Source organism: Mesorhizobium sp. MC2-1-1, assembly GCF_057597255.1.
Map to the genome: position 1 here is coordinate 382,266 of NZ_CP195205.1, position 23,490 is coordinate 405,755.

At 65.0% G+C, this 23,490-nt stretch carries 24 protein-coding genes and 1 pseudogene; 13 read left to right on the forward strand and 12 right to left on the reverse strand.

From position 1 onward, the window contains the following. Positions 1–14: 14 nt before the first annotated feature. The 6 genes from moaB to ACR64R_RS01790 all read right to left on the reverse strand — a co-directional run bounded on the left by moaB (position 15) and on the right by ACR64R_RS01790 (position 3,762). Positions 15–572 (reverse strand): molybdenum cofactor biosynthesis protein B, encoded by a 558-nt coding sequence (moaB, locus tag ACR64R_RS01765; RefSeq protein ID WP_487359986.1) that lies wholly within the window; start codon positions 570–572, stop codon positions 15–17. Beyond that, a complete protein-coding gene (locus tag ACR64R_RS01770; RefSeq protein ID WP_487362354.1) occupies positions 559–1,452 on the reverse strand; it encodes a 4-(cytidine 5'-diphospho)-2-C-methyl-D-erythritol kinase in 894 nt (297 codons plus the stop codon). The genes moaB and ACR64R_RS01770 overlap by 14 nt, the downstream gene beginning before the upstream one ends. Before the next feature lie 25 nt (positions 1,453–1,477). Continuing rightward, a complete protein-coding gene (locus ACR64R_RS01775; protein ID WP_487359987.1) occupies positions 1,478–1,663 on the reverse strand; it encodes a hypothetical protein in 186 nt (61 codons plus the stop codon). An 82-nt stretch (positions 1,664–1,745) separates the two neighbouring features. Next, positions 1,746–2,603 carry a S49 family peptidase gene (locus ACR64R_RS01780; protein ID WP_487359988.1) on the reverse strand — a complete coding sequence of 286 codons (858 nt, stop codon included), beginning with the start codon at positions 2,601–2,603 and terminating at the stop codon, positions 1,746–1,748. A gap of 137 nt (positions 2,604–2,740) precedes the next feature. Continuing rightward, positions 2,741–3,538 (reverse strand): tRNA1(Val) (adenine(37)-N6)-methyltransferase, encoded by a 798-nt coding sequence (locus tag ACR64R_RS01785; protein ID WP_487359989.1) that lies wholly within the window; start codon positions 3,536–3,538, stop codon positions 2,741–2,743. Next, complete coding sequence (locus ACR64R_RS01790; protein ID WP_487359990.1) at positions 3,538–3,762, reverse strand: putative signal transducing protein; 225 nt, start codon at positions 3,760–3,762, stop codon at positions 3,538–3,540. The genes ACR64R_RS01785 and ACR64R_RS01790 overlap by 1 nt, the downstream gene beginning before the upstream one ends. Positions 3,763–3,939: 177 nt before the next feature. Here ACR64R_RS01790 and ACR64R_RS01795 point away from each other — a divergent pair, with 177 nt between their 5' ends. The 6 genes from ACR64R_RS01795 to ACR64R_RS01820 all read left to right on the forward strand — a co-directional run bounded on the left by ACR64R_RS01795 (position 3,940) and on the right by ACR64R_RS01820 (position 10,132). Further along, positions 3,940–4,953 carry a polyprenyl synthetase family protein gene (locus ACR64R_RS01795; protein ID WP_487359991.1) on the forward strand — a complete coding sequence of 338 codons (1,014 nt, stop codon included), beginning with the start codon at positions 3,940–3,942 and terminating at the stop codon, positions 4,951–4,953. A 106-nt stretch (positions 4,954–5,059) separates the two neighbouring features. Then, entirely contained in the window at positions 5,060–5,725 is a 666-nt protein-coding gene (locus tag ACR64R_RS01800; protein ID WP_487359992.1) for a GntR family transcriptional regulator, read from the forward strand. A 173-nt stretch (positions 5,726–5,898) separates the two neighbouring features. Next, positions 5,899–6,489: a biotin transporter BioY gene (locus tag ACR64R_RS01805; protein WP_487359993.1), complete on the forward strand. Its 591-nt coding sequence runs from the start codon at positions 5,899–5,901 to the stop codon at positions 6,487–6,489. A 30-nt stretch (positions 6,490–6,519) separates the two neighbouring features. Beyond that, complete coding sequence (locus ACR64R_RS01810) at positions 6,520–6,936, forward strand: DUF1284 domain-containing protein (protein ID WP_487359994.1); 417 nt, start codon at positions 6,520–6,522, stop codon at positions 6,934–6,936. 304 nt (positions 6,937–7,240) lie between these two features. Then, complete coding sequence (locus tag ACR64R_RS01815; protein WP_487359995.1) at positions 7,241–9,016, forward strand: tetratricopeptide repeat protein; 1,776 nt, start codon at positions 7,241–7,243, stop codon at positions 9,014–9,016. Between the two features lie 192 nt (positions 9,017–9,208). Continuing rightward, entirely contained in the window at positions 9,209–10,132 is a 924-nt protein-coding gene (locus ACR64R_RS01820) for a glycine--tRNA ligase subunit alpha (RefSeq protein ID WP_487362355.1), read from the forward strand. Positions 10,133–10,237: 105 nt separating this feature from the next. Here ACR64R_RS01820 and ACR64R_RS01825 read toward each other — a convergent pair whose 3' ends face one another. Further along, positions 10,238–10,420, reverse strand: coding sequence for a hypothetical protein (locus ACR64R_RS01825; protein WP_487359996.1), 183 nt, complete (start codon positions 10,418–10,420; stop codon positions 10,238–10,240). Positions 10,421–10,677: 257 nt separating this feature from the next. Between ACR64R_RS01825 and glyS the strand changes: the two genes are divergently transcribed. Then, positions 10,678–12,831: a glycine--tRNA ligase subunit beta gene (gene glyS, locus ACR64R_RS01830; RefSeq protein WP_487359997.1), complete on the forward strand. Its 2,154-nt coding sequence runs from the start codon at positions 10,678–10,680 to the stop codon at positions 12,829–12,831. Positions 12,832–13,053: 222 nt separating this feature from the next. Continuing rightward, a complete protein-coding gene (locus ACR64R_RS01835; RefSeq protein WP_487359998.1) occupies positions 13,054–13,374 on the forward strand; it encodes an ATPase in 321 nt (106 codons plus the stop codon). A 96-nt stretch (positions 13,375–13,470) separates the two neighbouring features. Here ACR64R_RS01835 and ACR64R_RS01840 read toward each other — a convergent pair whose 3' ends face one another. Further along, positions 13,471–13,860 carry a hypothetical protein gene (locus tag ACR64R_RS01840; protein WP_487359999.1) on the reverse strand — a complete coding sequence of 130 codons (390 nt, stop codon included), beginning with the start codon at positions 13,858–13,860 and terminating at the stop codon, positions 13,471–13,473. 202 nt (positions 13,861–14,062) lie between these two features. After that, positions 14,063–14,566, reverse strand: coding sequence for a hypothetical protein (locus ACR64R_RS01845; RefSeq protein WP_487360000.1), 504 nt, complete (start codon positions 14,564–14,566; stop codon positions 14,063–14,065). Between the two features lie 173 nt (positions 14,567–14,739). Here ACR64R_RS01845 and ACR64R_RS01850 point away from each other — a divergent pair, with 173 nt between their 5' ends. The 3 genes and pseudogenes from ACR64R_RS01850 to ACR64R_RS01860 all read left to right on the forward strand — a co-directional run bounded on the left by ACR64R_RS01850 (position 14,740) and on the right by ACR64R_RS01860 (position 17,898). Beyond that, positions 14,740–15,702: an L-threonylcarbamoyladenylate synthase gene (locus tag ACR64R_RS01850; RefSeq protein WP_487360001.1), complete on the forward strand. Its 963-nt coding sequence runs from the start codon at positions 14,740–14,742 to the stop codon at positions 15,700–15,702. A gap of 21 nt (positions 15,703–15,723) precedes the next feature. After that, a pseudogene (locus ACR64R_RS01855) lies at positions 15,724–17,158 on the forward strand (FAD-binding oxidoreductase). A gap of 173 nt (positions 17,159–17,331) precedes the next feature. Beyond that, positions 17,332–17,898 carry a DUF6101 family protein gene (locus ACR64R_RS01860; protein WP_487360002.1) on the forward strand — a complete coding sequence of 189 codons (567 nt, stop codon included), beginning with the start codon at positions 17,332–17,334 and terminating at the stop codon, positions 17,896–17,898. Positions 17,899–17,943: 45 nt separating this feature from the next. Here ACR64R_RS01860 and ubiA read toward each other — a convergent pair whose 3' ends face one another. Both ubiA and ACR64R_RS01870 read right to left on the reverse strand, forming a co-directional pair. Continuing rightward, complete coding sequence (gene ubiA, locus ACR64R_RS01865) at positions 17,944–18,927, reverse strand: 4-hydroxybenzoate octaprenyltransferase (RefSeq protein ID WP_487362356.1); 984 nt, start codon at positions 18,925–18,927, stop codon at positions 17,944–17,946. A 51-nt stretch (positions 18,928–18,978) separates the two neighbouring features. Further along, positions 18,979–19,890, reverse strand: coding sequence for a LysR family transcriptional regulator (locus tag ACR64R_RS01870; RefSeq protein WP_487360003.1), 912 nt, complete (start codon positions 19,888–19,890; stop codon positions 18,979–18,981). Between the two features lie 151 nt (positions 19,891–20,041). On the opposite strand from ACR64R_RS01870, the gene ACR64R_RS01875 reads away from it, so the two are divergent. Continuing rightward, positions 20,042–20,836: a phytanoyl-CoA dioxygenase family protein gene (locus ACR64R_RS01875; protein WP_487360004.1), complete on the forward strand. Its 795-nt coding sequence runs from the start codon at positions 20,042–20,044 to the stop codon at positions 20,834–20,836. A 163-nt stretch (positions 20,837–20,999) separates the two neighbouring features. Beyond that, entirely contained in the window at positions 21,000–22,280 is a 1,281-nt protein-coding gene (gene purD / locus ACR64R_RS01880) for a phosphoribosylamine--glycine ligase (RefSeq protein ID WP_487360005.1), read from the forward strand. Between the two features lie 23 nt (positions 22,281–22,303). Here the strand turns inward: purD and ACR64R_RS01885 are convergent, their stop codons facing one another. Beyond that, the gene (locus ACR64R_RS01885) at positions 22,304–23,464 is read right to left on the reverse strand and encodes a glycoside hydrolase family 25 protein (RefSeq protein WP_487360006.1); all 1,161 of its coding nucleotides are present in this window, start codon (positions 23,462–23,464) and stop codon (positions 22,304–22,306) included. Between the last annotated feature and the right edge of the window lie 26 nt (positions 23,465–23,490).

The following is a 23,490-nucleotide window of genomic DNA, read 5'->3' on the forward strand; positions in this document are numbered from 1 at the left end:
TCGGACTGGCTTTTTTAGCCGCTGGCCCTGCCGCCGCGCCGGAGATGCTCGTCGAGCCGCGGCATGATCTCGACGAAGTTGCACGGCATGTGCCGGTAGTCGAGCTGCGCCTTGATGATGCCGTCCCAGGCGTCCTTGCAGGCGCCGGGCGACCCGGGCAGCACGAAGACGAAGGTGGCGTTGACGACGCCGCCGGTCGCCCGGCTCTGGATCGTCGAGGTGCCGATCTTGTCATAGGAGATGCGGTGGAAGACTTCGGAAAAGCCGTCCATGCGCTTCTCGAAGATCGGCTCCAGCGCCTCCGGCGTCACGTCGCGGCCGGTGAAGCCGGTGCCGCCGGTGGTGATCACGACATCGATGTTTTCGTCCTTCGACCAGCCGAGAACCTTGTCGCGGATCTTTTCGCGGTCGTCGGTGACGATGTCGCGGGCGGCAAGGGTATGGCCGGCTTCGGTGATGCGGTCGGCCAGCGTCTGGCCGGACTTGTCGTCGGCAAGGCTGCGCGTATCCGACACGGTAAGCACCGCGATGCGTACCGGGATGAAAGGCCGGCTCTCGTCAAGCTTCGCCATCGCTCACCTCCATGCTGCGCGTCGCGGCGACGAACCATTCGGGATGGCGGGCGCGGATCTCGATCGCCGCGCGCTTGGCGACATTGCCGGTCTCGAACAGGCCGAAGCAGGTGGCGCCCGAGCCGGACATGCGCGCGAAGGCGGCGTCGGCGCGCTTGAGCGCCTTGAGCGCCTCGCCGATCGCCGGCTGGATCGAACGGGCGGCGACCTCGAGGTCGTTGCGCGTCGCCTCCAGCCAGCCTCGGATGGCGTGGAAGTCGAGGCGTCCCGGCAGCGGCGGCAGCGCCTCGTTGTCGCGGCTGGAGAGCGCCTTGAACACGTCCGGCGTCGAGACCGCGACGCCCGGATTGACCAGGACCAGGCCAAGCGCCGGAAATGCGGAGAGCGGCGATACCTCATCGCCGATGCCGCGCGCGACCAGCGGTTTTGACTTGAGGCACATCGGCAGGTCGGCGCCGAGCGACAGCCCGATCCGGGCCAACGAACCATCGTCGATATCGAGGTCCCAGAGCCGCGCCAGGCCGTTGAGCGCGGCCGCCGCGTCGCTGGAGCCGCCGCCGACGCCCGAGGCGACCGGCAGGTTCTTTTCCAGCCTGATGGCCACTGGCGGCGTGCGTTGCGCGCCGGCTTCCCGGCGCAAGGCATCGCGCGCCTTCACCACCAGGTTGCCGTCGTCGAGCGGCAGGCCCGCGGCATAGCGCCCCGACACCGAGAACTCATCCTGCTCCGCCGGCTCGATCTCGAGCCGGTCGCCGAAACGGGTGAAGACGGCAAGGCTGTCGATGAGATGGTAGCCATCGGCGCGCCGTCCCGTGACATGCAGCGCCAGGTTGATCTTGGCAGGCGCGAGCCACGTCCGGACCTTTGTGCCGGGCTCCAGGATGTCGGCTGCTGGCAGGATGGCTTCAGTCCTTGGCGAGACGATATTCGCCGGTCTTGGGATCCTTGACCAGCGTGCCCATCGTGCCGTTCGCCGCCTGTTTCTCGGTGCGCCGGATCTTGGCCGTCACGCGTTCGGCCTCGCGCACGAAAGCGCGGTAGCCGAAGTAAGCGGCGGCGCCGACAACAGCGAAGAAAATGACCTGCGGCATCTCACAATTCCTCCCGCGTCCTCGCGGCAAGGCCGGCCGGATAGGCCGGTCACCTGTTATGGTAGACGCAATCATGGCTTTTTCAAAGCCCGAAGCGTGCCCACAGCGCGCGCTCTTCCGCCGCATCGATGACGCCGCCGACCGCGGCTGCGGCGATGTCGGGCACCGATACGCGCGAGCCGAACAGGCCGAAACGACCGATGAGACCGCGCGGCGCGGTGATCAGCTTGAGTTGTGTCTTGTCGCCGAAACGCGTCTTGAGCACACCGCGCATATCGCCAAGGGCGTCCACAAGGCCGAGCTCGAGGCCTCGCCTGGCGGTCCAGAACAGCCCGGTGAACAGGTCCGGGTCGTCCTTGAGCTTTGTGCCGCGCCGCTCCTTGACGAGGTCGATGAAGGTCTCGTGCACTTCGAGCTGCAGCGCCTTCAGCCGCTCGACGTCCTCCTTCTTCTCCGGCTTGAACGGATCGAGCACGGCCTTGTTCTGTCCGGCCGTATGGACGCGACGCTCGACGCCGATCTTCTTCATCAGTTCCGGGAAGCCGAAGGAAGCGGAGACCACGCCGATCGAGCCGACGATCGACGAGGGATCGGCGAAGATCTCGTCGCCGGCGATCGCGATCATGTAGCCCCCCGAAGCCGCGACGTCCTCGACGAAGACCAGCACCTTCTTGTTCTTTTCCACGGCGAGATCGCGGATGCGCTTGAAGATCAGCCGCGACTGCACCGGCGAACCCCCCGGCGAATTGATCGAGATTGCGACAGCCGGCGCGTCGAAGCCGAACGCCTTCTCGATGAGGCCGGCCGTCGACGCGAGCGACAGGCTTGGCCGGAACTGGCCGCCGCCGGCCATGATGGTGCCTTGCAGCCGTATGACCGGAATGGTGACGGCTGTCGAGCGCCAGGATTTCGGCAGCAGGCGATTGAAGAGGCGTTTCACGAACTGGTGTCTCCGGATAGAATGCAAGGGAGCAGGCCGAGGTCAGGCAAGTCGGTAATGTCTCTCGGGCGCGACGTCATCTGCCTGCCATGTAGGCATTCGCCCGCCAAGGGCAATGCCGCATCGCCGGCCCGGGATCAATCGCCGAACAGCGATGCCAGCCCATTGTTGATCATTTCCGTCCGCTCCGTCGGCTCGTTGCCTGAGGCCCCGTGCAACGCGAGGGGCGGGCGGATCGACAGTTTCCCGCGCGCGCCAAGCACTGCCCTGACGACGATGCGGATAGCGGCCGCGTCCGGCCGAGGATGCACGCACAGCAGTTCGGCATCGCCGAAGCGCCCCTCGACCGCATCGAGGATGGCAACCAGTTGCTCGGGCCGTGCGATGACGGCCAGCCCGCCGCGTGGCCTCGCTACGGCGGCGGCGCTCCTGATCCAGCGCTCGAACAGCCCTTCCTCGACGACATGCGCCTCTCTGCGCAATGCGTCCGGCGTGGAACGATCTTCGGCCGCGTTGAAAGGCGGGTTCATGATGACGAAGTCGAAGGAATTGTCGGCAAGCCCGGCTTCCGCGCGCGCGCGGCCGGTCAGCGTCACGTCGGCCGTCAGCACCGAGGCGCGGTCGCCGAGATGCGCATTGCCGGGATGCGAAAGCGTGGCGGCGGCGAACCCGGCCATTTCGGCCGAGCGTTCGACGAGCACGGCCCGTGCCGCCGGGCAGCGCGACAGCACGGCAAGGGCGGCGGCGCCGGCGCCCGCGCCGAAATCGGCAAGCCGCCCGGAAAAGCCGGACGGCACGGCGGCCGCCAGCATCATGGCGTCCATGCCGGCGCGATGAGCGCCCCTGCTCGGCTGCACCAGCCAGAAGCGTCCGCGATGGAAGGCATCCACCGTGTGTGCCGGCGTATCCGGGGCGGGGGCGGTGCGGGTTGCCATTACTTCTTGCGGATCTCGTTTTCGATGCCGGCGTCCTTGAGGATGCGCCGCGCCGCATCGACCTTCTCGGCGTCGACCATCACGCGCCGGGGCAGGATGCCGAGCGAACCGTCGAGCACGCTCATATTCTGGTCGGCGACGAAACAGGCGATGCCGGCGTCGCGCATCAGCAATTCGACAAAGGAGATCACGACGGCGTCGTTGGTGCGGACAAGCTCGATCATGGAACGAAAATCGCAGGTTGCGGCGTTCGTGTAAACGTGCGGGTGGACACACCGTCGGCGGAGCGCGCTAATTCGCCTCTTGCCGTGCCCGGTTGTGCCGCCCTAGAGTCGGCGCGAGATCAAGGGTGCCGTCGTGCGCGTCAACTCGCGCGCGTCAAATAGACGGGAGTTTTTGTGGTGGGTGTCGTTCTCAACATCGAAGGCAAGCGCGAACCCGCTTCCATCAAGGACCTGATCGATCTGACGGCAGCCGACATGGGGCGGGTCAACGAGTTGATCCTGTCCAAGGCCGGCTCCGACGTCGAGATGATCCCGGAGATCGCCAACCACCTGATCTCGTCGGGCGGCAAGCGGCTGAGGCCGATGCTCACGCTCGCCGCCTCGCAGATGTTCGGCTATTCCGGGGAGGGCCATGTCAAGCTCGCCACGGCGGTCGAATTCATGCACACGGCGACGCTTCTGCATGACGACGTGGTCGACGAGAGCGCGCTGCGCCGCGGCAAGAAGACGGCGCGCATGATCTGGGGCAACCAGGCAAGCGTGCTCGTCGGCGATTTCCTGCTCGGCCAGGCTTTCCGAATGATGGTCGAGGTCGGCTCGCTGGAAGCGTTGGACATCCTGTCGGCCGCCGCCTCCATCATCGCCGAGGGCGAGGTGATGCAGCTTTCCGCCGCCAAGAACCTCGAAACCACCGAGGACGAGCATTTCGCCGTCATCAAGGCCAAGACCGCTGCGCTGTTCTCGGCCGCCGCGGAAGTCGGGCCGGTGATCGCCCAGGCCTCGCGTAACGATCGCGCGGCGCTGCGTTCCTACGGCATGAATCTCGGCCTTGCCTTCCAACTCATCGACGACGCTCTGGATTACGGCGGCTCGAGCAAGGATCTCGGCAAGAATGTCGGCGACGATTTCCGCGAGGGCAAGGTGACGCTGCCGGTGATCCTCGCCTACCGGCGCGGCACCAAGGCCGAGCGTACTTTCTGGAAGCGCGCCATCGAGGAGAACGTCACCGACGATGCCGGACTGGAAAAGGCGATCGGCCTGATGGCCCGCCACGGCGCCATAGCCGACACGATCGGCCGCGCCCGCCATTTCGGCGAGATCGCTCGAGACGCGCTGGCGCCGCTAGAAGCGACGCCGCAGAAATCGGCCCTGATCGACGTCATCGATTTCTGCATCAGCCGCGTCAACTGAGCCTGCTTGGCGTCCCTGGGCTGGCTTGGCATCGGCCGGTGGTGTGCCTATGAATCCCGCGGCAGCCGTCTCGACAAAGGGCGGCCCGGCAAATTATCTATAAAATATGGCCAGCACAGAAGACACGATCGCCGTCCGCATCAGCAAGGAACTGGCGGATCGCATCATTTCGGGCGCGATCGAGCCCGGATCGCGGCTGCGCCAGGACCATGTCGCCGAAGAATTCAACACCAGCCATGTCCCGGTGCGCGAGGCTTTCCGCCGCCTGGAGGCTCAAGGCCTGGCGATCAGCGAGCCGCGTCGCGGCGTGCGCGTCGCCTCCTTCGATCTCGGCGAGGTCAGGGAAGTGGCCGAGATGCGGGCGGCGCTCGAAGTGCTGGCGCTGCGCCACGCCGCGCCGCATCTGACGGCGTCGATCCTCGACCTGGCCGAGGAGGCGACCAAGGCCGGAGACAAGTCACGCGACGTACGCTCCTGGGAAGAGGCCAATCGCACCTTCCACCGGCTGATCCTGGCGCCCTGCAACATGCCTCGTCTGCTCTCCACCATCGACGACCTGCACGCCGCCAGCGCGCGTTTCCTGTTCGCGGCCTGGCGCTCCGAATGGGAGACCCGCACCGACCAGGATCATCGGGCGATCCTGAGCGCGTTGAGACAAGGCAATACAGAATCGGCCGCCGCGACGCTCGGCCGCCACGTGCAGTGGATCGGCCAGAAACCGGTCAAGACAGCTTCCGGCACGACCCGCGACGCCTTCGCTATCGTCGGTTAGCGCATGCGATTGGTCGGGGCCCCGGCTTCGTGATGTATGGACAGCCCCTCTTGGGCAAGAGGCAATAGCGGGCGCCGGTTGGCTGGGGCTTGCCATGCTCGCGAAAATATGGATTCGATAATAGATGAAGTTCAAGAATTATCTATAATTTCGATCCAGCCAAGGAAGACACCGTGACCAACGCAGCAGCTTCGACCTACAAGCCATCCTTCAGCCCGCTTCGGCTGCACAACCGTTCGCTTGCCTGGCAGATCGGCGCCGTCATTCTCGGTTCGCTGTTTCTGGCGCTGTCCTCCTATATCGAGGTGCCGATGGTGCCGGTGCCGGTGACCATGCAGACTTTCGCCGTCACACTGGTCGGCGCCCTCTATGGCTGGCGTTTCGGCGCGCTTACGATTGCCGCCTGGCTGGTTGAAGGCGCGGCAGGGTTTCCGGTGCTGGCGGGCGGGGCGGCCGGCATGCAGCATTTCGTCGGCCCGACCGGTGGCTACCTCTTCGCGTTCCCGGTCGTCGGCGCCGTCGTCGGCTGCCTGGCCGAGCGCGGCTGGAACGGCAACCGCGTCATGCTCGCCTTCGCCGCCATGCTCATCGGTAACCTGCTTTGCCTGGTTCTCGGCACCGCCTGGCTTGCGGTAATGATCGGCGCCGGGAAGGCTATCACCTTCGGCTTCCTGCCTTTCATCGTCGGCGGACTGCTCAAGTCGGCGCTGGGGGCCGCGACGCTGAAGCTGTTTTCGGGCAACCGGCCGGCCGGTCCCCGATAATCGGTCCCGGTAATCGATCGCCGACACCAGATGACCGTCAGGCTGCGCGCCCATCATCTGCTTTGCCTGCTGACCTATGTCGGCAAGGGATATTCGCCCGCCTTTACCGCCAACTACGACAAGGTGATCAAGCGGCTGCAGGAGGGCGAGGGGGTGGTGATCGTTTCCGGTCCGGACGACATCTGCGCACCGCTGCTCGCAGAGCCGGACGTCCATTGCCTGCGCGAAAGCGCCGCTGATCGCGACCGCCTCGCCGCCCGCGACGTGGGGGCCTTCCTCGGCCGGCCGATCCAGGATGGCGACCGGTTCGCGTTGGACGCCTCCAGCCTGGCAGGGATGCGCAAGGCCTTTTCCGCCGGACAGACACGCCAGGCGTGCTCTGGCTGCGAATGGTCCGGCCTGTGCGATACGGTCGCGGCCGGCGGATTCGGCGAAACGCCGCTTTAGAGCATGATCCCGAGAAGCGGGACCCGGTTGTCCGAAAAAATTATGCGGCGGCAAGCAGTTGGATCAGGTTGACGATTCAATGAATGTCGTCCTGATCCAGGCGGTCCGATTTCGGCATACGGACGTTCCTGGCCTTCACGGGAGTTTTTTCGGCCGCGCGGCATCGTTTTTTAAGCCGGATGATTGCATTGTGATTCGCGCTGGATTGAAGCCCGACCCCAAAAAGGCCATGCTTTGACCGGAAAAGATCGAGTCTAAGGGCGGCCTGCCAAGGGTGGGATCGCGTCTGGCTGAAAGGAATACGATGCGGCAACGACGTGCGCGCTGGCTGAAGAGGCTGGCATTTCTGACCGGTGTGGCGCTCTGGGTGCTGCCGGTCCAGGCCAAGGAAGCAGGCCAACCGCTCCAGATCACGTCTTTTTCGGGCGCCTATCTCGCTGCCCATATCGCCGAAAGCGACAACGACCTCGACGACGCGATCGCCTATTACAAGCAGGCGCTGGCCTTCGCGCCTGACGACAAGGACCTGCAGCAGAGCCTGATGCTGGCCCTGGTCTCGCAGGGCCGGTTCGAGGAATCGCTGGTCTATGCCGACAAGCTGAAGGAAGTACCCGATGTCGAGCGCTTCTCGCGACTGGCACTGGCCATCGATTCCTTTCACAAGAAGGACTACGCCAAGGCACAGTACTGGCTGAAGCTGTCGCTCGAATCCGATCTCGACAGGCTGCTCTCGGGCGTCATGGATGGCTGGGCCAAGGAAGGCGCCGGCAACGCGTCCGAGGCGATGGAGTCCATCGAGAAGCTCAAGGGCCCGGATTGGTTCGGCTTGTTCAAGTCGTTCCACCGCGCGCTGATCGCCGACGCAGCCGGGCTGAACGACAAGGCCGAGTCGATCTACGCCGCCACCCTGGCCGATACCACGGCGGGCGGTTCCGCGCCCGAAACCTGGATGCGCAATGCCCAGGCCTATGCCTCGTTCCTGGCCCGCAAGGGCGACAAGTCGAAGGCGCTGGCGGTTTTGAACCAGGCCGAGGCCTTCGCGCCGGGCAAGCTCGAGATCACCACGCTGCGCGACCGTATCGCTAAGGGCGACAAGATCGAGCCGCTCGTCGCCGGTCCGGCCGACGGCGCGTCCGAAATCCTGCTCGACCTTGCCACGGCGCTCAACCGCGGCGGCGGCGAGCCTTTCGTGCGGCTCTATCTGCAATACGCGCTGGCGCTGAAACCCGATAGCGACGCGGCTCTGGTGCAGCTTGCCGCCGTTGCTGAGCAGCTTAAGGACGGGGAGGGCGCAGTCGCGCTTTACCGCCGCGTTCCGGCGTCCTCGCCGCTGAAGGAGCTTTCCGACCTGCAGATCGGCCTGAACCTCGCCGACCTCGACAAGCATGACGAGGCGATCGCCCACCTCAAGGCCTATCTCGAAAAGCATCCGGACGATATGCGCGCCTATCTGGCGCTTGGCGGCGTCTATGGCTCCAAGGAAGATTTCCGCTCCGCTGCCAATCTCTACGACAAAGCCGTCGAGCAGCTGAAGACGCCGACCGCGGCCAACTGGAACATCTTCTACCAGCGCGGCATCGCCTATGAGCGGCTGAAGGAATGGCCGAAGGCCGAACCCAATTTCCGCAAGGCGCTGGAGTTGCAGCCCGACCAGCCGCAAGTCATGAACTATCTCGGCTATTCCTGGGTCGATATGAACATGAATCTCAAGGAAGGCCTGGCGATGATCCAGAAGGCCGTGGATCTGCGGCCGAACGACGGCTACATCGTCGATTCGCTTGGCTGGGCTTACTTCCGCATGGGCCGCTTCGACGACGCCGTGCGCGAGATGGAGCGCGCCGTCTCGCTGAAGCCGGAGGATCCGGTCCTCAACGACCATCTCGGCGATGCCTACTGGCGCGTGGGCCGCAAGCTGGAGGCCACCTATCAGTGGACCCAGGCGCGCGACCTGAAGCCCGATCCGGATGTGCTCGCCACCTTGCAGCAGAAGCTGCTCAAGGGCCTGCCGCCGATCGAATCCAACACCGCGCAGGAAACCCCGAAGGTGAAGCCGGAGCCGGCGCCTGTGCCGAAAGGCTGAGACCTGCAGCAGCGCTTCCAGGAAACGGGGCTCCTTTGGGCCCCGTTTGCGTTTCAGCCCGGCCCAGCGACGCACAGCCGTTCAACCATCGCGGGTTTAGCCTGGCCGCCTTGACGCCTGCCGGCCCGGCAACTAGGGAAGCGTCATCCTGCGCTTTCCGAGGCCGCCGTGACCATCGAGATCCCCGCCCATATGCATCCCAGCCGCTCCTTCCAGGGGCTGATCCTCACCTTGCACAATTACTGGGCGGACTATGGTTGCGTCATCCTGCAGCCCTACGACATGGAGGTCGGCGCCGGCACCTTCCATCCGGCGACCACCTTGCGGGCGCTGGGCCCCCTGCGCTGGAACGCAGCCTACGTGCAGCCCTCGCGCCGGCCGAAGGACGGCCGCTACGGCGAGAACCCGAACCGCCTGCAGCACTATTATCAGTACCAGGTGATCCTGAAGCCCAATCCGCCGAACCTGCAGGAGCTCTATCTCGGCTCGCTCGCGGCGATCGGCGTCGATCCGCTACTGCACGACATCCGCTTCGTCGAGGACGACTGGGAAAGCCCGACGCTGGGCGCCTGGGGGCTCGGTTGGGAATGCTGGTGCGACGGCATGGAGGTCTCGCAATTCACCTATTTCCAGCAGGTCTGCGGCATCGAGTGCGCGCCGGTGGCGGGCGAACTGACCTACGGGCTGGAGCGGCTCGCCATGTTTGTGCAGGGCGTAGACAATGTCTACGACCTGAACTTCAATGGCCGCGAAGGCGCCGAGAAGGTCACCTACGGCGAGGTCTTCCTGCAGGCCGAGCAGGAATATTCGCGCCACAATTTCGAATTCGCCAACACCGCCATGCTGTTGAGACATTTCGAGGACGCCGAGGCCGAGTGCAAGGCGCTGCTCGATGCCGGCACGCCGAAGCCGAGCGACAATCTGGCGATGCACCGCATGGTCTTTCCAGCCTACGACCAGTGCATCAAGGCAAGCCATGTCTTCAACCTGCTCGACGCGCGCGGCGTGATCTCGGTCACCGAGCGCCAGAGCTACATCCTGCGCGTGCGCAATCTGGCCAAGGCTTGCGGCGAGGCGTTCCTGAAGACGCGGGCTGGCGGGCTGGCGGCGGCTTAGAGCAATTCCAGGAAACGTGCATAGCGGTTTTCCGTCCGGAATTGCGTCAAAACAAAGAGCTATAGCCAGAGCGAATCTGCCGTTTCCGAGAAACGGTGGATCGCTCTAAGCCGATACGGCTTTCACGGTCAGGGCGGCGGTGCCGGCCGGCAACACGATCTGCGCGGATGCGCCGTCGATCGTGCGGAGGGCCTGCCTGATCCCCGGCATCGCGATCGCGCCATGCATCTGGGCGGCGAAGCAGGCGCTGAGCGCCAGGATCTGCAGGGTTCTCGATGTCGTCTTCATCGTCGTTCAGCCAATAGGTCTCTGCCTGAGCGTGTGTCGCTTCAGCGCAGCATTCGGTTCATGGGAAGTTCAGCTCCAAGGACGGGTAGGTTCGCTTCGCCCCGACAGCGGGTCGAACGATTCAGCGAAATCGATCGAAACGGTGATCCGCTTGCGGGGTGACAGCGGCCGGCCGAGTTGCTATTTCCCGCCGCATCCGTGACACCGGCGCTATGCGCCGACCTTCCCCGTCCAGGGGAGGGTGAGGAGTTCAATTTATGCCCGACCTGCTTTTGGAACTTCGCTCCGAGGAAATTCCAGCCCGCATGCAGCGCAAGGCTGCCGGCGACCTCAGGAAGATGCTGACCGACGGTCTGGTCGAGGCGGGTTTGACCTATGAGGCGGCGCGCGAATATTGGACGCCGCGGCGCCTGGCGCTCGACATAAGGGGCTTGACCGCGCGCTCCAAGGATATCCGCGAGGAGATCAAGGGTCCCTCGACCACGGCGCCCGAGCAGGCGGTGCAGGGTTTCCTGCGCAAGGCCGGGCTTTCATCGATCGCCGAGGCGCATGTCCATTCCGACCCGAAGAAGGGCGACTTCTACGTCGCCCATATCTCCAAGCCGGGCAGGGCGGCGGAAGAGATCATCGCCGACCTGGTGCCGGGCATCATTCGCGCCTTCCCCTGGCCGAAGTCGATGCGCTGGGGACCGGCCTCGGCCAAGCCCGGCTCGCTGCGCTGGGTGCGGCCGCTGCAGTCGATCGTCTGCACCTTCGGCCCGGAGACCGAGGAGCCGGTGGTGGTCGATTTCGAGATCGACGGCATCCGCGCCGGCAACGTCACCTATGGCCACCGCTTCCACGCGCCGGGCGCCATCACCGTGCGCCGCTTCGACGACTATGTGTCGAAGCTCGAGGCGGCCAAGGTCGTGCTCGACGCCGACCGGCGCAAGGAGATCATCCTGCACGACGCCCGCAATCTCGCCTTCGCCAATGGCCTCGATCTCGTCGAGGACGAGGGCTTGCTGGAGGAAGTTTCCGGCCTGGTCGAATGGCCGGTCGTGCTGATGGGCGAGTTCGAGCAGGATTTCCTCACCATTCCGGGCGAAGTCATCCGCCTCACCATCCGCGCCAACCAGAAGTGTTTCGTCACCCGGCCGCAGGGCGCGGGCGAGGACCTGTCGAACCGCTTCATCCTCGTCGCCAACATCGAGGCGAACGACGGCGGCAAGGAGATCGCCTACGGCAACGGCAAGGTGGTGCGCGCGCGTCTGTCAGACGCGATCTATTTCTGGAAGACCGACCAGAGCGACCTGCCGGACCTCGACCAGCTTGGGGATTCGGCGGCGAAGTTCGACCTTGATTTGAAGAAGCCGCTCGACCAGCGCATGGCGCGGCTCGACCATCTGAACGTCACCTTCCACGCCAAGCTTGGCACGCAAGGGCAGCGCGTCGAGCGTATCAAGCGGCTGGCGGAAGAACTGTCGCCAGTCGCCGGGACCGATCCCGCGCTCGCCGCCCGTGCGGCGGTGCTCGCCAAGGCCGATCTGCAGACCGAGGTGGTTGGCGAGTTTCCGGAACTGCAAGGCGCCATGGGCCGCAAATACGCGCTGCTTCAGGGCGAGCATCCGTCGGTCGCCGCCGCCGCGGAAGACCACTACAAGCCGCAAGGCCCGTCCGATCGCGTGCCGACTGATCCGGTCTCCATTGTGGTTGCGCTGGCCGACAAGCTCGATACGCTTACCGGATTTTGGGCCATTGACGAGAAGCCAACGGGCTCAAAGGATCCGTTCGCCCTGCGGCGAGCCGCGCTTGGCGTGGTCAGGATACTCATCGAGAACCGGATTCGCCTGGCGCTGTCGTCTGTTTTCGCCAAGGCTTTCGCAAACTTCAAAGGTGGCGCGGATCAGTCGTCCGACCTTCTCGCCTTCTTCCACGATCGCCTGAAAATCTATCTCCGTGACCAGGGCGCGCGGCACGATCTGATCGACGCCGTCATCACGCCGCGGTCCGACGACCTGCTGCAGATCGTGCGTCGCGTCGAGGCGCTGGGCTCCCTGCTCGATACCGAGGAGGGCAAGAACCTGCTCGCCGGGACCAAGCGCGCCGCCAACATCCTGGCCGCTGAAGAGAAGAAGAAAACGGCGATCGCCGAGACTGTTGAGCCGGCTCTGTTCCGCGAGGGCGCGGAAAACAAGCTCTATGCCGCGGTGAATCAGGCCGAGAAGGAAGCCGGCCAAGCGATTCAAAACGAAGATTTTTCCGCCGCCATGCTGGCGCTTAGCGTGTTGCGTGAACCGGTTGATTCATTCTTTGAGGGCGTTCTCGTGAATGATGAGGACCAGGCTGTGCGCGCCAACCGCCTGGCGCTCCTCGCCCGCATTCGCGCCGCCACCGGCCAGGTCGCGGATTTTTCGAAAATCGCCGGCTGAAGGCGCAGGTATCGCGCCTTCTGCAACTGCCCGCATCCGCCAGGCTCCCGGCACGCTTGGACAATTTGCCGTTCGAAATTTAATGCGCCGGAGCCGGCTTACAGTCATACGGCGATGACCTCCGCGTGGGAGAACCGATGCATGTCGCCCGGAAGTGCGCAGCGGTTCTGGGACTACGACATGCATCAGACAAAAGACGTTCCCAAACCACGGAGGCATGCCATGAATTCCGTTGACGATATCGACCTGATCGAAGAGGCCCCGGCCGCCGCCGAGGCCATCGAATCCGCTTCGGACAACCTCCTCGACCGCGCCGCCGCCGCGGCGGTCGAATCCGCCGATCCGTCCGAAGACAATGAGGACGAAGAAGACGAGGACGCCACCGCCTCGGACGACGATGCGTCGGACGAGGACGAAGACGGCGACGACGAAGAAGCCAAAGCCTCGGCCGAGGATGAGTCCGATGACGAGGATGAAGATGGCGACGAGGATGAAGACGACGCCGATGAGTCCGACGATGACGACAGGGAAGAAGCGGCCTGAGCCGTCTCCCGTCGCCGGAAGCATAAGGGGCGGCGCGTAACGCGTCGCCCTCTTTCGTCAGGCTAGCCTCGTCAATCTTCCAGGAAGATTGACCAGTCAATCTTCTATGATGCTGACCCGCACGCTGTCCGGATAAACATCGACCTCGATCAGCGGCTCGCCGTTGACGATCGCGCGCCGTGTGGCGGTGTTCATGGCGCCGCCGCGCTCCAGCATGCGCTGCAGGTCGGCGCGCGAGCCGTCGCTGCGGAACCAGGGGTCGCCCTGGTCGTCGCTGTCGCGCCGGTTGAATTTGTGCCAGTTGGCGCGGTCCTGCCGCACCATCTGCGCCGCGCTGCTGAGCGGATAGCCGTCGCTGGCGCGATGATCGCGATCTGAAATCCGCGCCACGTAAGAGCCGAGCATGTCGTCGGCCCGCGCCGTGCCCGCGCCCAGCGCGGTTGCCGCCATCAGCCCGGCAACGGCCATTGCTTTCGAAACAGTCATGAAATCCCCCTTTTTGAAACGCCAGCGCCAACGTGCCCGATCCCGATGACGGGAATGGGACAGAGCCAAGCGCCTAGCGCAACTCCAGGAAAGTGCGTACGGCTTTCCGTCCGGAATTGCGTAAAGACAAAGAGCTAAGCGGCTCACCGTTTCCGTGAAACGATGAACCGCTTTAGCACATCGCGGCGGCGACCAATGTGATCTACATCGCCTTGCCGACGCGCGGCAGTGGCGTGTGATTTTGCGGCTGCGTGCCGCCCGACGCATTGGCTGTCGCGGTCGGCTGGCTGCCGGCCTTGTCGTTGCCCTTCGGGGCGGCGGCCGTGCCGTTTGGCGGCGTTGCCGTCGAAGTGCCGTTCGCCGGCGCGGGCGTCGCGGCTGCCGGTGCCGTGGGCTTGGCCGACGCGGCCGCCGGGGGTGTTGCGAAGGCGCCGCCGACGATGCCGGCCCGGATGATCATCGGTGCCTGCTGGTGCCCGGACTTTTCGGGAATTGCCGCGACTTTTTCGTCCGTGACGGCAGGCATTGGATCGCCCAGCGCTATCACCGACGGCGTTAAGGCCGCCGACAGCTCGGCTGGTTCGATCGCCTTGAGGTGGATGACCGAAGGCGTCGAGGTCGACGGTCCCACAACGACGATCGACGAAGCCTGTGCCGCGCCGTGCATCGCCAAAAGGCTGATGCTTAACGCTCTGAGCAAACGCATCACAAGAAACTCCCAAGCCCGCAACCACAACAACCGCACCTTAGGGCCGGCACATTGAAGACGGCTTGCGCGGAAACTTAACATTTTAGGGATTGATAAATCGCCAATGCCCGCACTTGCCCGATAAAGGCGCCCGTATTACGGGACCGGGATGTTCAGGACTGGTGGCGGATTTGGCTGAGATATTGGCGGTTGGCGAGGCGCTTGAGCAAGCTTTGGCGTTGCTTCGAGCCGGCGACATCGTCGCCATCCCTACCGAGACGGTCTACGGGCTAGCCGGCGATGCCACTAACGGCGTCGCCGTGGCTCGTATCTTCGAGGCCAAGGGCCGGCCGCGCTTCAACCCGCTGATCGCCCATGTCGCCGATCGTGCGATGGCGGATCGCATCGCCGGCTTCGATCCGCTCTCGGCAAGGCTCGCCGACGCCTTCTGGCCCGGCCCGCTGACTTTGGTGCTGCCGCACAGGGCGGACAGCGGCATCCATCCGCTGGTCACCGCTGGGCTGGATACGATCGCGCTGCGCATGCCGCGCGGGTTCGGCGGCGAGCTTATCGCGCGGCTCGGCCGGCCGCTTGCAGCCCCCAGTGCCAATTCCTCAGGCAGGATCAGCGGCACGACGGCGGGAGCGGTCGCCGCCGATCTTGGCGGCAGGATCAAGCTGGTCGTCGATGGCGGCGCGACGTCTGTCGGCCTGGAGTCGACCATTCTAAAGGTCGAGAACGGCAAATTGCGGCTGCTGCGGCCTGGCGGCATCGGCGCCGAGGAGATCGAGGCGGTGGCCGGCGCGAAACTGTTGCGCGGCGCCAGCGGCATCGAGGCGCCGGGCATGCTTGCCTCGCATTACGCGCCGGGCGCCCCGATGCGGCTGAACGTCGAGAGCGTGGCCGAGGGCGAAGCGCTGCTCGCGTTCGGCCGCAATCGCGCCCGCGGCTGGGAACGGGCCGTTGCGTTGCGCAATCTCTCCGAAACGGGTGACCTGCGCGAGGCGGCAAGCAACCTCTTCGCCCATATGCAGGCACTCGACCGGGTCGGTGCCGCGACCATCGCCGTCGAGCCGATTCCGTTCGAAGGACTGGGCGAAGCAATCAACGATCGGCTCGCCCGCGCCGCCGCCCCCCGTGACAAGCTTGTCTGAGCACCATAGGTTCCTGGCGTCATGAACGATCAGCCCTTCGACCTCGACCCCGCCGTCATCGACCGCTTCGCGTCAATCGTCGGCGACAAATACGCCCTGCGCGATCAGGCCGACATCGCGCCCTACATCACCGAGCGGCGCGGCCTTTGGCATGGGCGCACATCGCTGGTCCTCAGGCCAGGCAGCGTCGAGGAAGTGAGCCGCATCATGCGCCTTGCGACCGAGACCGGAACGCCGATCGTGCCGCAAAGCGGCAACACCGGGCTGGTCGGCGCCCAGGTGCCGGACAAGATCCGGCCGCGACATCGTGCTGTCGCTGTCACGGCTGAACCGCATCCGCGAGATCGATGTCCTGTCGAACACGGTCACAGCCGAGGCCGGCGTCATCCTGCAGACGCTGCAGGAAGCAGCCGACGCCGCCGACCGCCTGTTTCCGCTTTCGCTCGCCGCTCAAGGGTCGTGCCAGATCGGCGGCAACCTGTCCTCCAATGCCGGCGGCACCGGCGTGCTTGCCTATGGCAATGCCCGAGAACTCTGCCTCGGCGTCGAGGTCGTGCTGCCGACCGGCGAGGTGTTCGACGATTTGCGCAAGCTGAAGAAGGACAACACCGGCTACGATCTGAAGAACCTCTTCGTGGGCGCCGAAGGCACGCTCGGCATCATCACCGCCGCGGTGCTGAAACTGTTTCCGAAGCCGAAGGGCAGGGAGGTCGCCTTTGCCGGCCTGCCGTCGTCCCCGAAGGACGCGCTGTCGCTGTTCACCCTGGCGATGGACCGCGCCGGCGCGTCGCTCACCGCCTTCGAATTGATCGCCAGAAGGCCTTATGATTTCACGCTTAAGCATGGGCAAGGCATTACGCGGCCGCTGGCCGACGACTGGCCGTGGTATGTGCTGATGCAGGTTTCGTCCGGCCGTTCGGAAGAGGACGGCAAGGCGCTGATCGAGGAGATTCTTTCGGCCGGCCTCGAGCAAGGCATCGTCGGCGACGCGGTGGTGTCGGCAAGCCTGGCCCAGGGCGACGCCTTCTGGAATTTTCGCGAGACGCTTCCTGAATGCCAGAAGCTCGAGGGCGCCTCGATCAAGCACGACATCTCCGTGCCGATCGCCTCGATTCCCGAGTTCATCGAAAAGGCGGCCGGCGTGGTCGAGAAGGTCTGTCCGGGCGCGCGCGTGGTGTGCTTCGGCCACATGGGCGACGGCAACCTGCACTACAACATCTCGCGCCCTGTCGATTGGCAGGACGACGCCTTCCTCGACCTCTACCATCCGATGAACAAGGCCGTGCACGATGTCGTGCGCTCGTTCCATGGCTCGATCTCGGCTGAGCACGGCATCGGCCAGCTGAAGCGCGACGAACTGATCGCCACGGCGCCGCCCATGGCCATCGACCTGATGCGCCGGGTGAAGGCGGCCTTCGATCCGGCCGGGGTCATGAACCCCGGTAAGGTTATCTGATCCTTCCCTGGTGGCATTCCGATAACCATCGCCGAGATCAGCAAAATTTAACCGACTTTCTTAAGCGCGCCGGTAAGGAGCCAGCGCTAATGTTTCTTCCCATAACGAGGCCGGAAAAACCGGCCCTGAGAGAACCGGAAAAACGGCCCTCAGGAATAACAGGGAAGACATCGATGAACACTGGACTGAAGCCAGTCTGGGCCGGGCGCAATATGCGTCTTGACCCGTTTCGCCTGCCGCAGATGGTGAGCTATGCCACCCGCGACGACTACGGCGATGTCACCTTCACCATCGACCAGCGCGGCGCCGTCATCCGCCGCATGCTGGAAATGAGCGGCGTGCCGGCGATCATCGCGCTGCCCGCCAAGGCGTTCCGCGGCGTCGCCGCGCGCGCCATGGAGGATCCGGACGGCAACGTCACGGTGACGCTCGAATTGCTGCACAATGATCCAATGCTGTCGGTGCCGCTTCTGGTGGCCGACGACCTCGACGACGTCGCCGCCGACTGGCGCGCCTGGGCCGATGCCTATCGCCTGCCGATGCTTCTGATCGAGGCCGACGGTATTGCCCGCACTCTGGAAGAATCGCTCGGCGCCGCCATCAAGGCGCTGCCGCCGCAGGAGCGCCGCAAGGGCCGCGCCTCCACCATGCGCCGCCCCCGCTTCCTCGCCCGCCGCAAGGCCGGCAACCTTGGCTTGAGGCTAGTCATCGACGGCCAGGAGATTATTGCGCGGGAGTAAGCTCGGCGCCCTTCCTCCCTCCGGGGAAGAAGGGGAAGCGCGCCGCTACACCAGCGGCTTCAGCCATATCCACACTGACCCGCCGATCAGGCCGAGGAAGATCAGCCAGCCGACCTGGTTGTTCGACTTGAACAGTTTCAGGCACTGGTCGGGATTGTTGATGTCAAGCCGGATGATCTGGCGCGCCATATGCGCGCCGGCGGCGATCAGCCCGGCCAGCGCCACGATCGGCACCTGTGCCGAGGCGAAGGCGATGGCGAAGCAGATCAGCGCGCCGCCATAGAGGCCGGCGAGCCACATCTTGGTATTGTCGCCGAACAGCCGCGCCGTCGAGCGCACGCCGACGATGGCGTCGTCTTCCTTGTCCTGATGCGCATAGATCGTGTCGTAGCCGATCACCCATAGGATCGAGCCGATATAGAGCATGATGGCCGGGTCATCGATGTCGCCGAACTCGACAGCCCAGCCCATCAGCGCGCCCCAGGAGAAGGCGAGCCCGAGCACGAATTGCGGCCAGTTGGTGATGCGCTTCATGAAGGGATAGACGGCCACGATCGCCAGCGAGGCGATACCGAGCGGAATGGCGAAGCTGTTGAACTGCAAAAGCACGGCAAGCCCGATGAGGGCCTGGATGATGACGAAAGCCCAGGCCTGGCGTCGCGTCACCTTGCCGGCCGGCAGCGGCCGCGAGCGGGTGCGCTCGACCTGGTTGTCGATGTCCTCGTCGGCAAGGTCGTTATAGGTGCAGCCGGCGCCGCGCATGGCGACGGCGCCGATGAAGAACAGGAACAGATACCAGGGCGCCGGCAGCAGCGTCAGCAGCGGGTCGGTTGGGCGCGGATAGGCGCCCGCGGCGAGCGCCGCCGACCACCAGCACGGCCATAGAAGCAATTGCCAGCCGATCGGCCGGTCCCAGCGCGCAAGCTGCGCATAGGGCCAGAGCCAGCGCGGCAGCACCCGGTAGACCCAATGGCCGCTCGGCGCGTCGGCGACACGGCCCTGGATCGCTTTCGACTGGACGGTTTCCATCACCATGGAGTGGCAGCAGCAAGGGGCGGCGTCAAGCGATCGTGTTGTCGCTCAAGCGGTGAAAACATCGTGACCGGCAAACCATGTCTTGGCGACCTCGATGAACGCCATGGCCGCCTTGGACAGGCGCTGGCGCGTGTCATGGGTGAGGATGATGCGCTGCATGGGGAGCGGATCGGATAGTGGTTTGCAGACCAGTGGCAGCCCGTCATAGCTACGGTCGCCATAAGGCCTCGTATAGCTGATCGCGACGCCGAAACCATTGGCCACCATGGAGCGCTGCAATTCGAACGAACTCGTCGTCGCCCGGGAGACCGGCGACAGGCCGCGGCTGAGGAAAAGGTCCAGCATGTGCTGCCAGCTATGCGGCTGGTCGGTGGTGATCAGCGGATGCTGCGCCAGCTCGGCCAGGCTGACGGCGTGCTTGTCCGCCAGCGTATGGCCGACTGGCAGAAGCGCATGCGGCCGCAATTCGTGGAGGAGGACGCGCTTGAAATGTCCGGGCAGGCCGAGATCGTAGGTGAGGCCGATATCGATGGCGCTGTCTGCCAGGCGCCGCCCCAGCGTGTCGAAGCTCTCGTCCCCGATGACGATCGTGACGGCCGGGCAGCGCTTGGCGAAGGCGCGCATCAGCGCCGGCGCGAAATAGGGCGCGAGGTCCTCGAAGCAGCCGAGCACCAATTCACCGCCGACGTCGGCATCGCGCGAACCGAGCGCCGCCAGCTCATCCGCTTCGCCCAGCACCTGCCGTGCTTTGGCGACGGCCCTGCGTCCGAAAGAGGTCAGCGCAACGCCGCTGCCCCGCTGGCGAACGAACAGTTTCTGGCCAAGCGCATCCTCGACATGGTCGATCGCCACCGAAATCGATGGCTGCGAAACATTCAGGGCTGCTGCGGCCACGGTCACGCTGCCGTGGCGGGCCACGGCGACCACATAGCGCAGTTGGGTGAGAGTCGGTCTCATAGGAGAAAACTATAAGCTGGATGACAAGTTATTATTTTACGCGATGTCGGGTGCTTGCGATAGTCGGCCACCGAACCAAGCAGCAATTCCAGGAAAAGTGTGCAGCGGTTTTCCGTCCGGAATTGCGTAAAACAAAGAGAGATGGAGCGCCATGGCCGGCCCAAGGATCGATGCTTCGACGATTGCCGATTACCAGCGCGACGGCGCTGTCTGCATCCGCGGCGCCTTCAAGGACTGGGTCGACGTCATCGCCGACGGCATCGAGCGCAATATGCAGAACCGTAGCGCCACAGCCTCCGACATCGCCGGCGGCAAGGGCAGCTTCTTCGACGATTACTGCAACTGGGAGCGCATCCCGGAATTCGTCAGGATCGTGCGCGAATCGCCGGCCGCCGAGCTCGCCGCCGCGGTCATGCAGTCGCGCAGCGCCCAGTTCTTCCACGACCACGTCCTGGTGAAGGAGCCAGGCACGCAGAAGCCGACGCCCTGGCACCAGGACATTCCCTATTACTTCGTCGACGGCAGCCAGACGGTCAGCTTCTGGATCCCGATCGATCCGGTGAAGGAGGCGACGCTCAGGCTGATCGCCGGCTCGCACAAATGGGAAAAGATGGTCCTGCCGGTGCGCTGGCTGAACGACGACAATTTCTATGCCGGCGAGGGCGACTATCTACCGGTACCCGATCCCGACAACGACCCGTCGATGAAGGTGCTGGAATGGGAGATGGAGCCCGGCGACGCCATCCTGTTCGACTTCCGCACGGCGCACGGGGCGCGCGGCAACATGACCTCGGCGCGGCGCCGGGCGCTGTCGCTGCGCTGGGTCGGCGACGACGCGCATTATGTCGAGCGTCCCGGCCGCACCTCGCCGCCCTATCCCGGCCACGACATGAAGCCCGGCCAGAAATTGCGCGAGGACTGGTTCCCGGTCGTCTACCGGGGCTGAGTAGCTCTCGCGGAGCGGTCAGCCGCCTGGTCCTCTTCACGTTTTGACGAGGGCCATCTTCCAGTGCGCAATTGCCGCCAAAAATGCCAAGACGCCTTGACCGGTCGCCCGCGGACCAATAGCGGGTTCTCTCGACGAGGACGATCGGCAGCAAGAGGTGGCCATGAATGTTCTTCTTCTCGGCTCGGGCGGCCGCGAACATGCGCTCGCTTGGAAGATGTCTGCCTCGCCACTGCTGACCCGGCTCTACGCCTCGCCTGGCAACCCGGGCATCGGCCGTATCGCCGAACTGGTCAAGCTCGACGTCGCCGACCATGCCGCCGTCACCGCCTTCTGCCTGGAGAGAAAGATCGGCCTCGTCGTGGTCGGTCCGGAAGGGCCGCTGGTCGCCGGCATCGCCGACGATTTGCGGGCGGCCGGTATCCGTGTCTTCGGTCCGTCCAAGGCCGCGGCAAGGCTCGAGGGCTCCAAGGGCTTCACCAAGGATCTCTGCGCCAAGTTCAACATCCCGACCGCCGCCTATGGCCGTTTCGGCGATCTCGCATCGGCGAAAGCCTATGTCGAGAAGACCGGCGCTCCGATCGTCATCAAGGCCGATGGGCTTGCCGCCGGCAAGGGCGTCACCATCGCCATGACTTTGGACGAGGCGAACGCCGCGCTCGAAGCCTGTTTCGAAGGCGCCTTCGGCGCGGCCGGCGCCGAGGTGGTGGTCGAGGAATATCTGACCGGCGAGGAGGCGAGCTTCTTCTGCCTGTGCGACGGCGTCACCGCGCTGCCCTTCGGCAGCGCCCAGGACCACAAGCGCGTCGGCGACGGCGATACCGGGCCGAACACCGGCGGCATGGGCGCCTATTCGCCGGCACCCGTGATGTCTCCGGAAATGACCGACCGCACCATGCGCGAAATCATCGAGCCGACCATGCGCGGCATGGCCAATATCGGCGCGCCTTTCGCCGGCACCCTCTTTGCCGGCCTGATGATCACCGACCAGGGCCCCAAGCTGATCGAATATAACACCCGCTTCGGCGATCCCGAGTGCCAGGTGCTGATGGTGCGGCTGAAGGACGACCTGCTCGTCCTCCTCAACGCCGCCGTCGACGGCCAGCTAGCGCACCTGTCTATCCGCTGGAGCGACGAGAATGCGTTGACCGTGGTGATGGCGGCGAGGGGCTATCCCGGCACGCCGGAAAAGGGCTCCGTCATCCGCGGTCTCGACGAGGTGGAAGACGAAGGCGTCCAGGTATTCCATGCCGGCACCGCCATCAATGGCGGCGCGCTGGTCGCCAATGGTGGACGCGTGCTCAACGTCACCGCGCTCGGCGCCACCGTCGGCGAGGCGCAGGCAAAGGCCTACGCCGCGATCGATCACATCGACTGGCCGCAAGGCTTCTTCCGCCACGACATCGGCTGGCGCGCAGTCGAACGCGAGACGGCGCGTGGTTGATATCGGCCCGACGAGGCCGCAAATCAGCGCTTGGCGCTGTCGAGCGCAGTAGAGGCGGTGCTGACGGGATCGGCGGCGGCAAAGGCCGCGTCGATCTGCTCGGGCGTGCGCTGTCCCGACCGCTTCCAGGCGACATATTGCACGATGCCGAAGCCGGGGCGCCGCGGCACAGTCTTCACCACCGGCATGCGGAAGCCGTCGCGGAATTTCTCCCAGCGCGCGCCGATCACCGCGACAATCTCCTCGACGGTCGGCGGCGTCGCCACGTCGGCATAGGTGATGGTCACCTTGCCGGCGAGGGCAGTTTCGCGCGGAACCGGCACCGGGATCGAGGCGAGATAGTCGGATGGCACGTCGATCAGGCCGCCAGAGGCCCATTGCTGGCGCAGTTCGTCGGCGCTCATCGGCGCGACGCTGACGTCGATATCATTGGGGGTGCCCGGCACACGGTAGGGACAGGAGAAATGGCCGCAATTGGCCTGCGCCGAGAATTGCCACAGCGCGTAGCCCTGCCAGTTGCCCATCGGGAAATGCACGTCGATGTCCGGCTTGTAGCGCGCGTACCAGAGCGGCAACCGCGACAGCAGGCGGTACTGATAACGGTTGTCGGCGATATACTGGGCTGTCTTGCCGTTGACATAGAGCACCGGAAAGCGGCCGAGCCGGCGATGCACCTGGCGCACGAATTCCTCGGCGTCCTCCAGCGACATCCATTGCGTGGCATCGATGCCTTCGATGTCGAGAGCCAGCAGCTCATCCGGCGCCGGGTCCGCGAAATCGATGAAATTATTGGCCTGCTCGACCGGGTTGCCCGGGCGGGCAAGATGATAGGCCCCCCATTTCAGGCCAAGCGCCTTGGCCACGACCTTGCGCGTGAGGAACAACTCGCGCGTCACCGCATAGCGCTTCCATTGCGCCTTGCAGAGTTTCACGTCCGCTTCGGCGCCGAAGCAGAAATAAGGTGGAGGCAGCCCGTCGGATGCCTTGTTGATGAAGCCGGCAACGCGCTTGTCGGTGACGAGCTGCTGCCAGTCGATCGAATTGTATTCGTAGGCGTCGATCACCAGCGGGCGGTCGGCATTCTTCCACGGCTCGGAGAAATCCGAGGCCTTTGCTGCCGTGCCAAGCACCATCGCCGCAGCGATCAGCGCCAGGCGGCGAAGTACGCGCGCCGGCTTTTTCAATCAGGGTGTCCCCACTGACGTAGAGA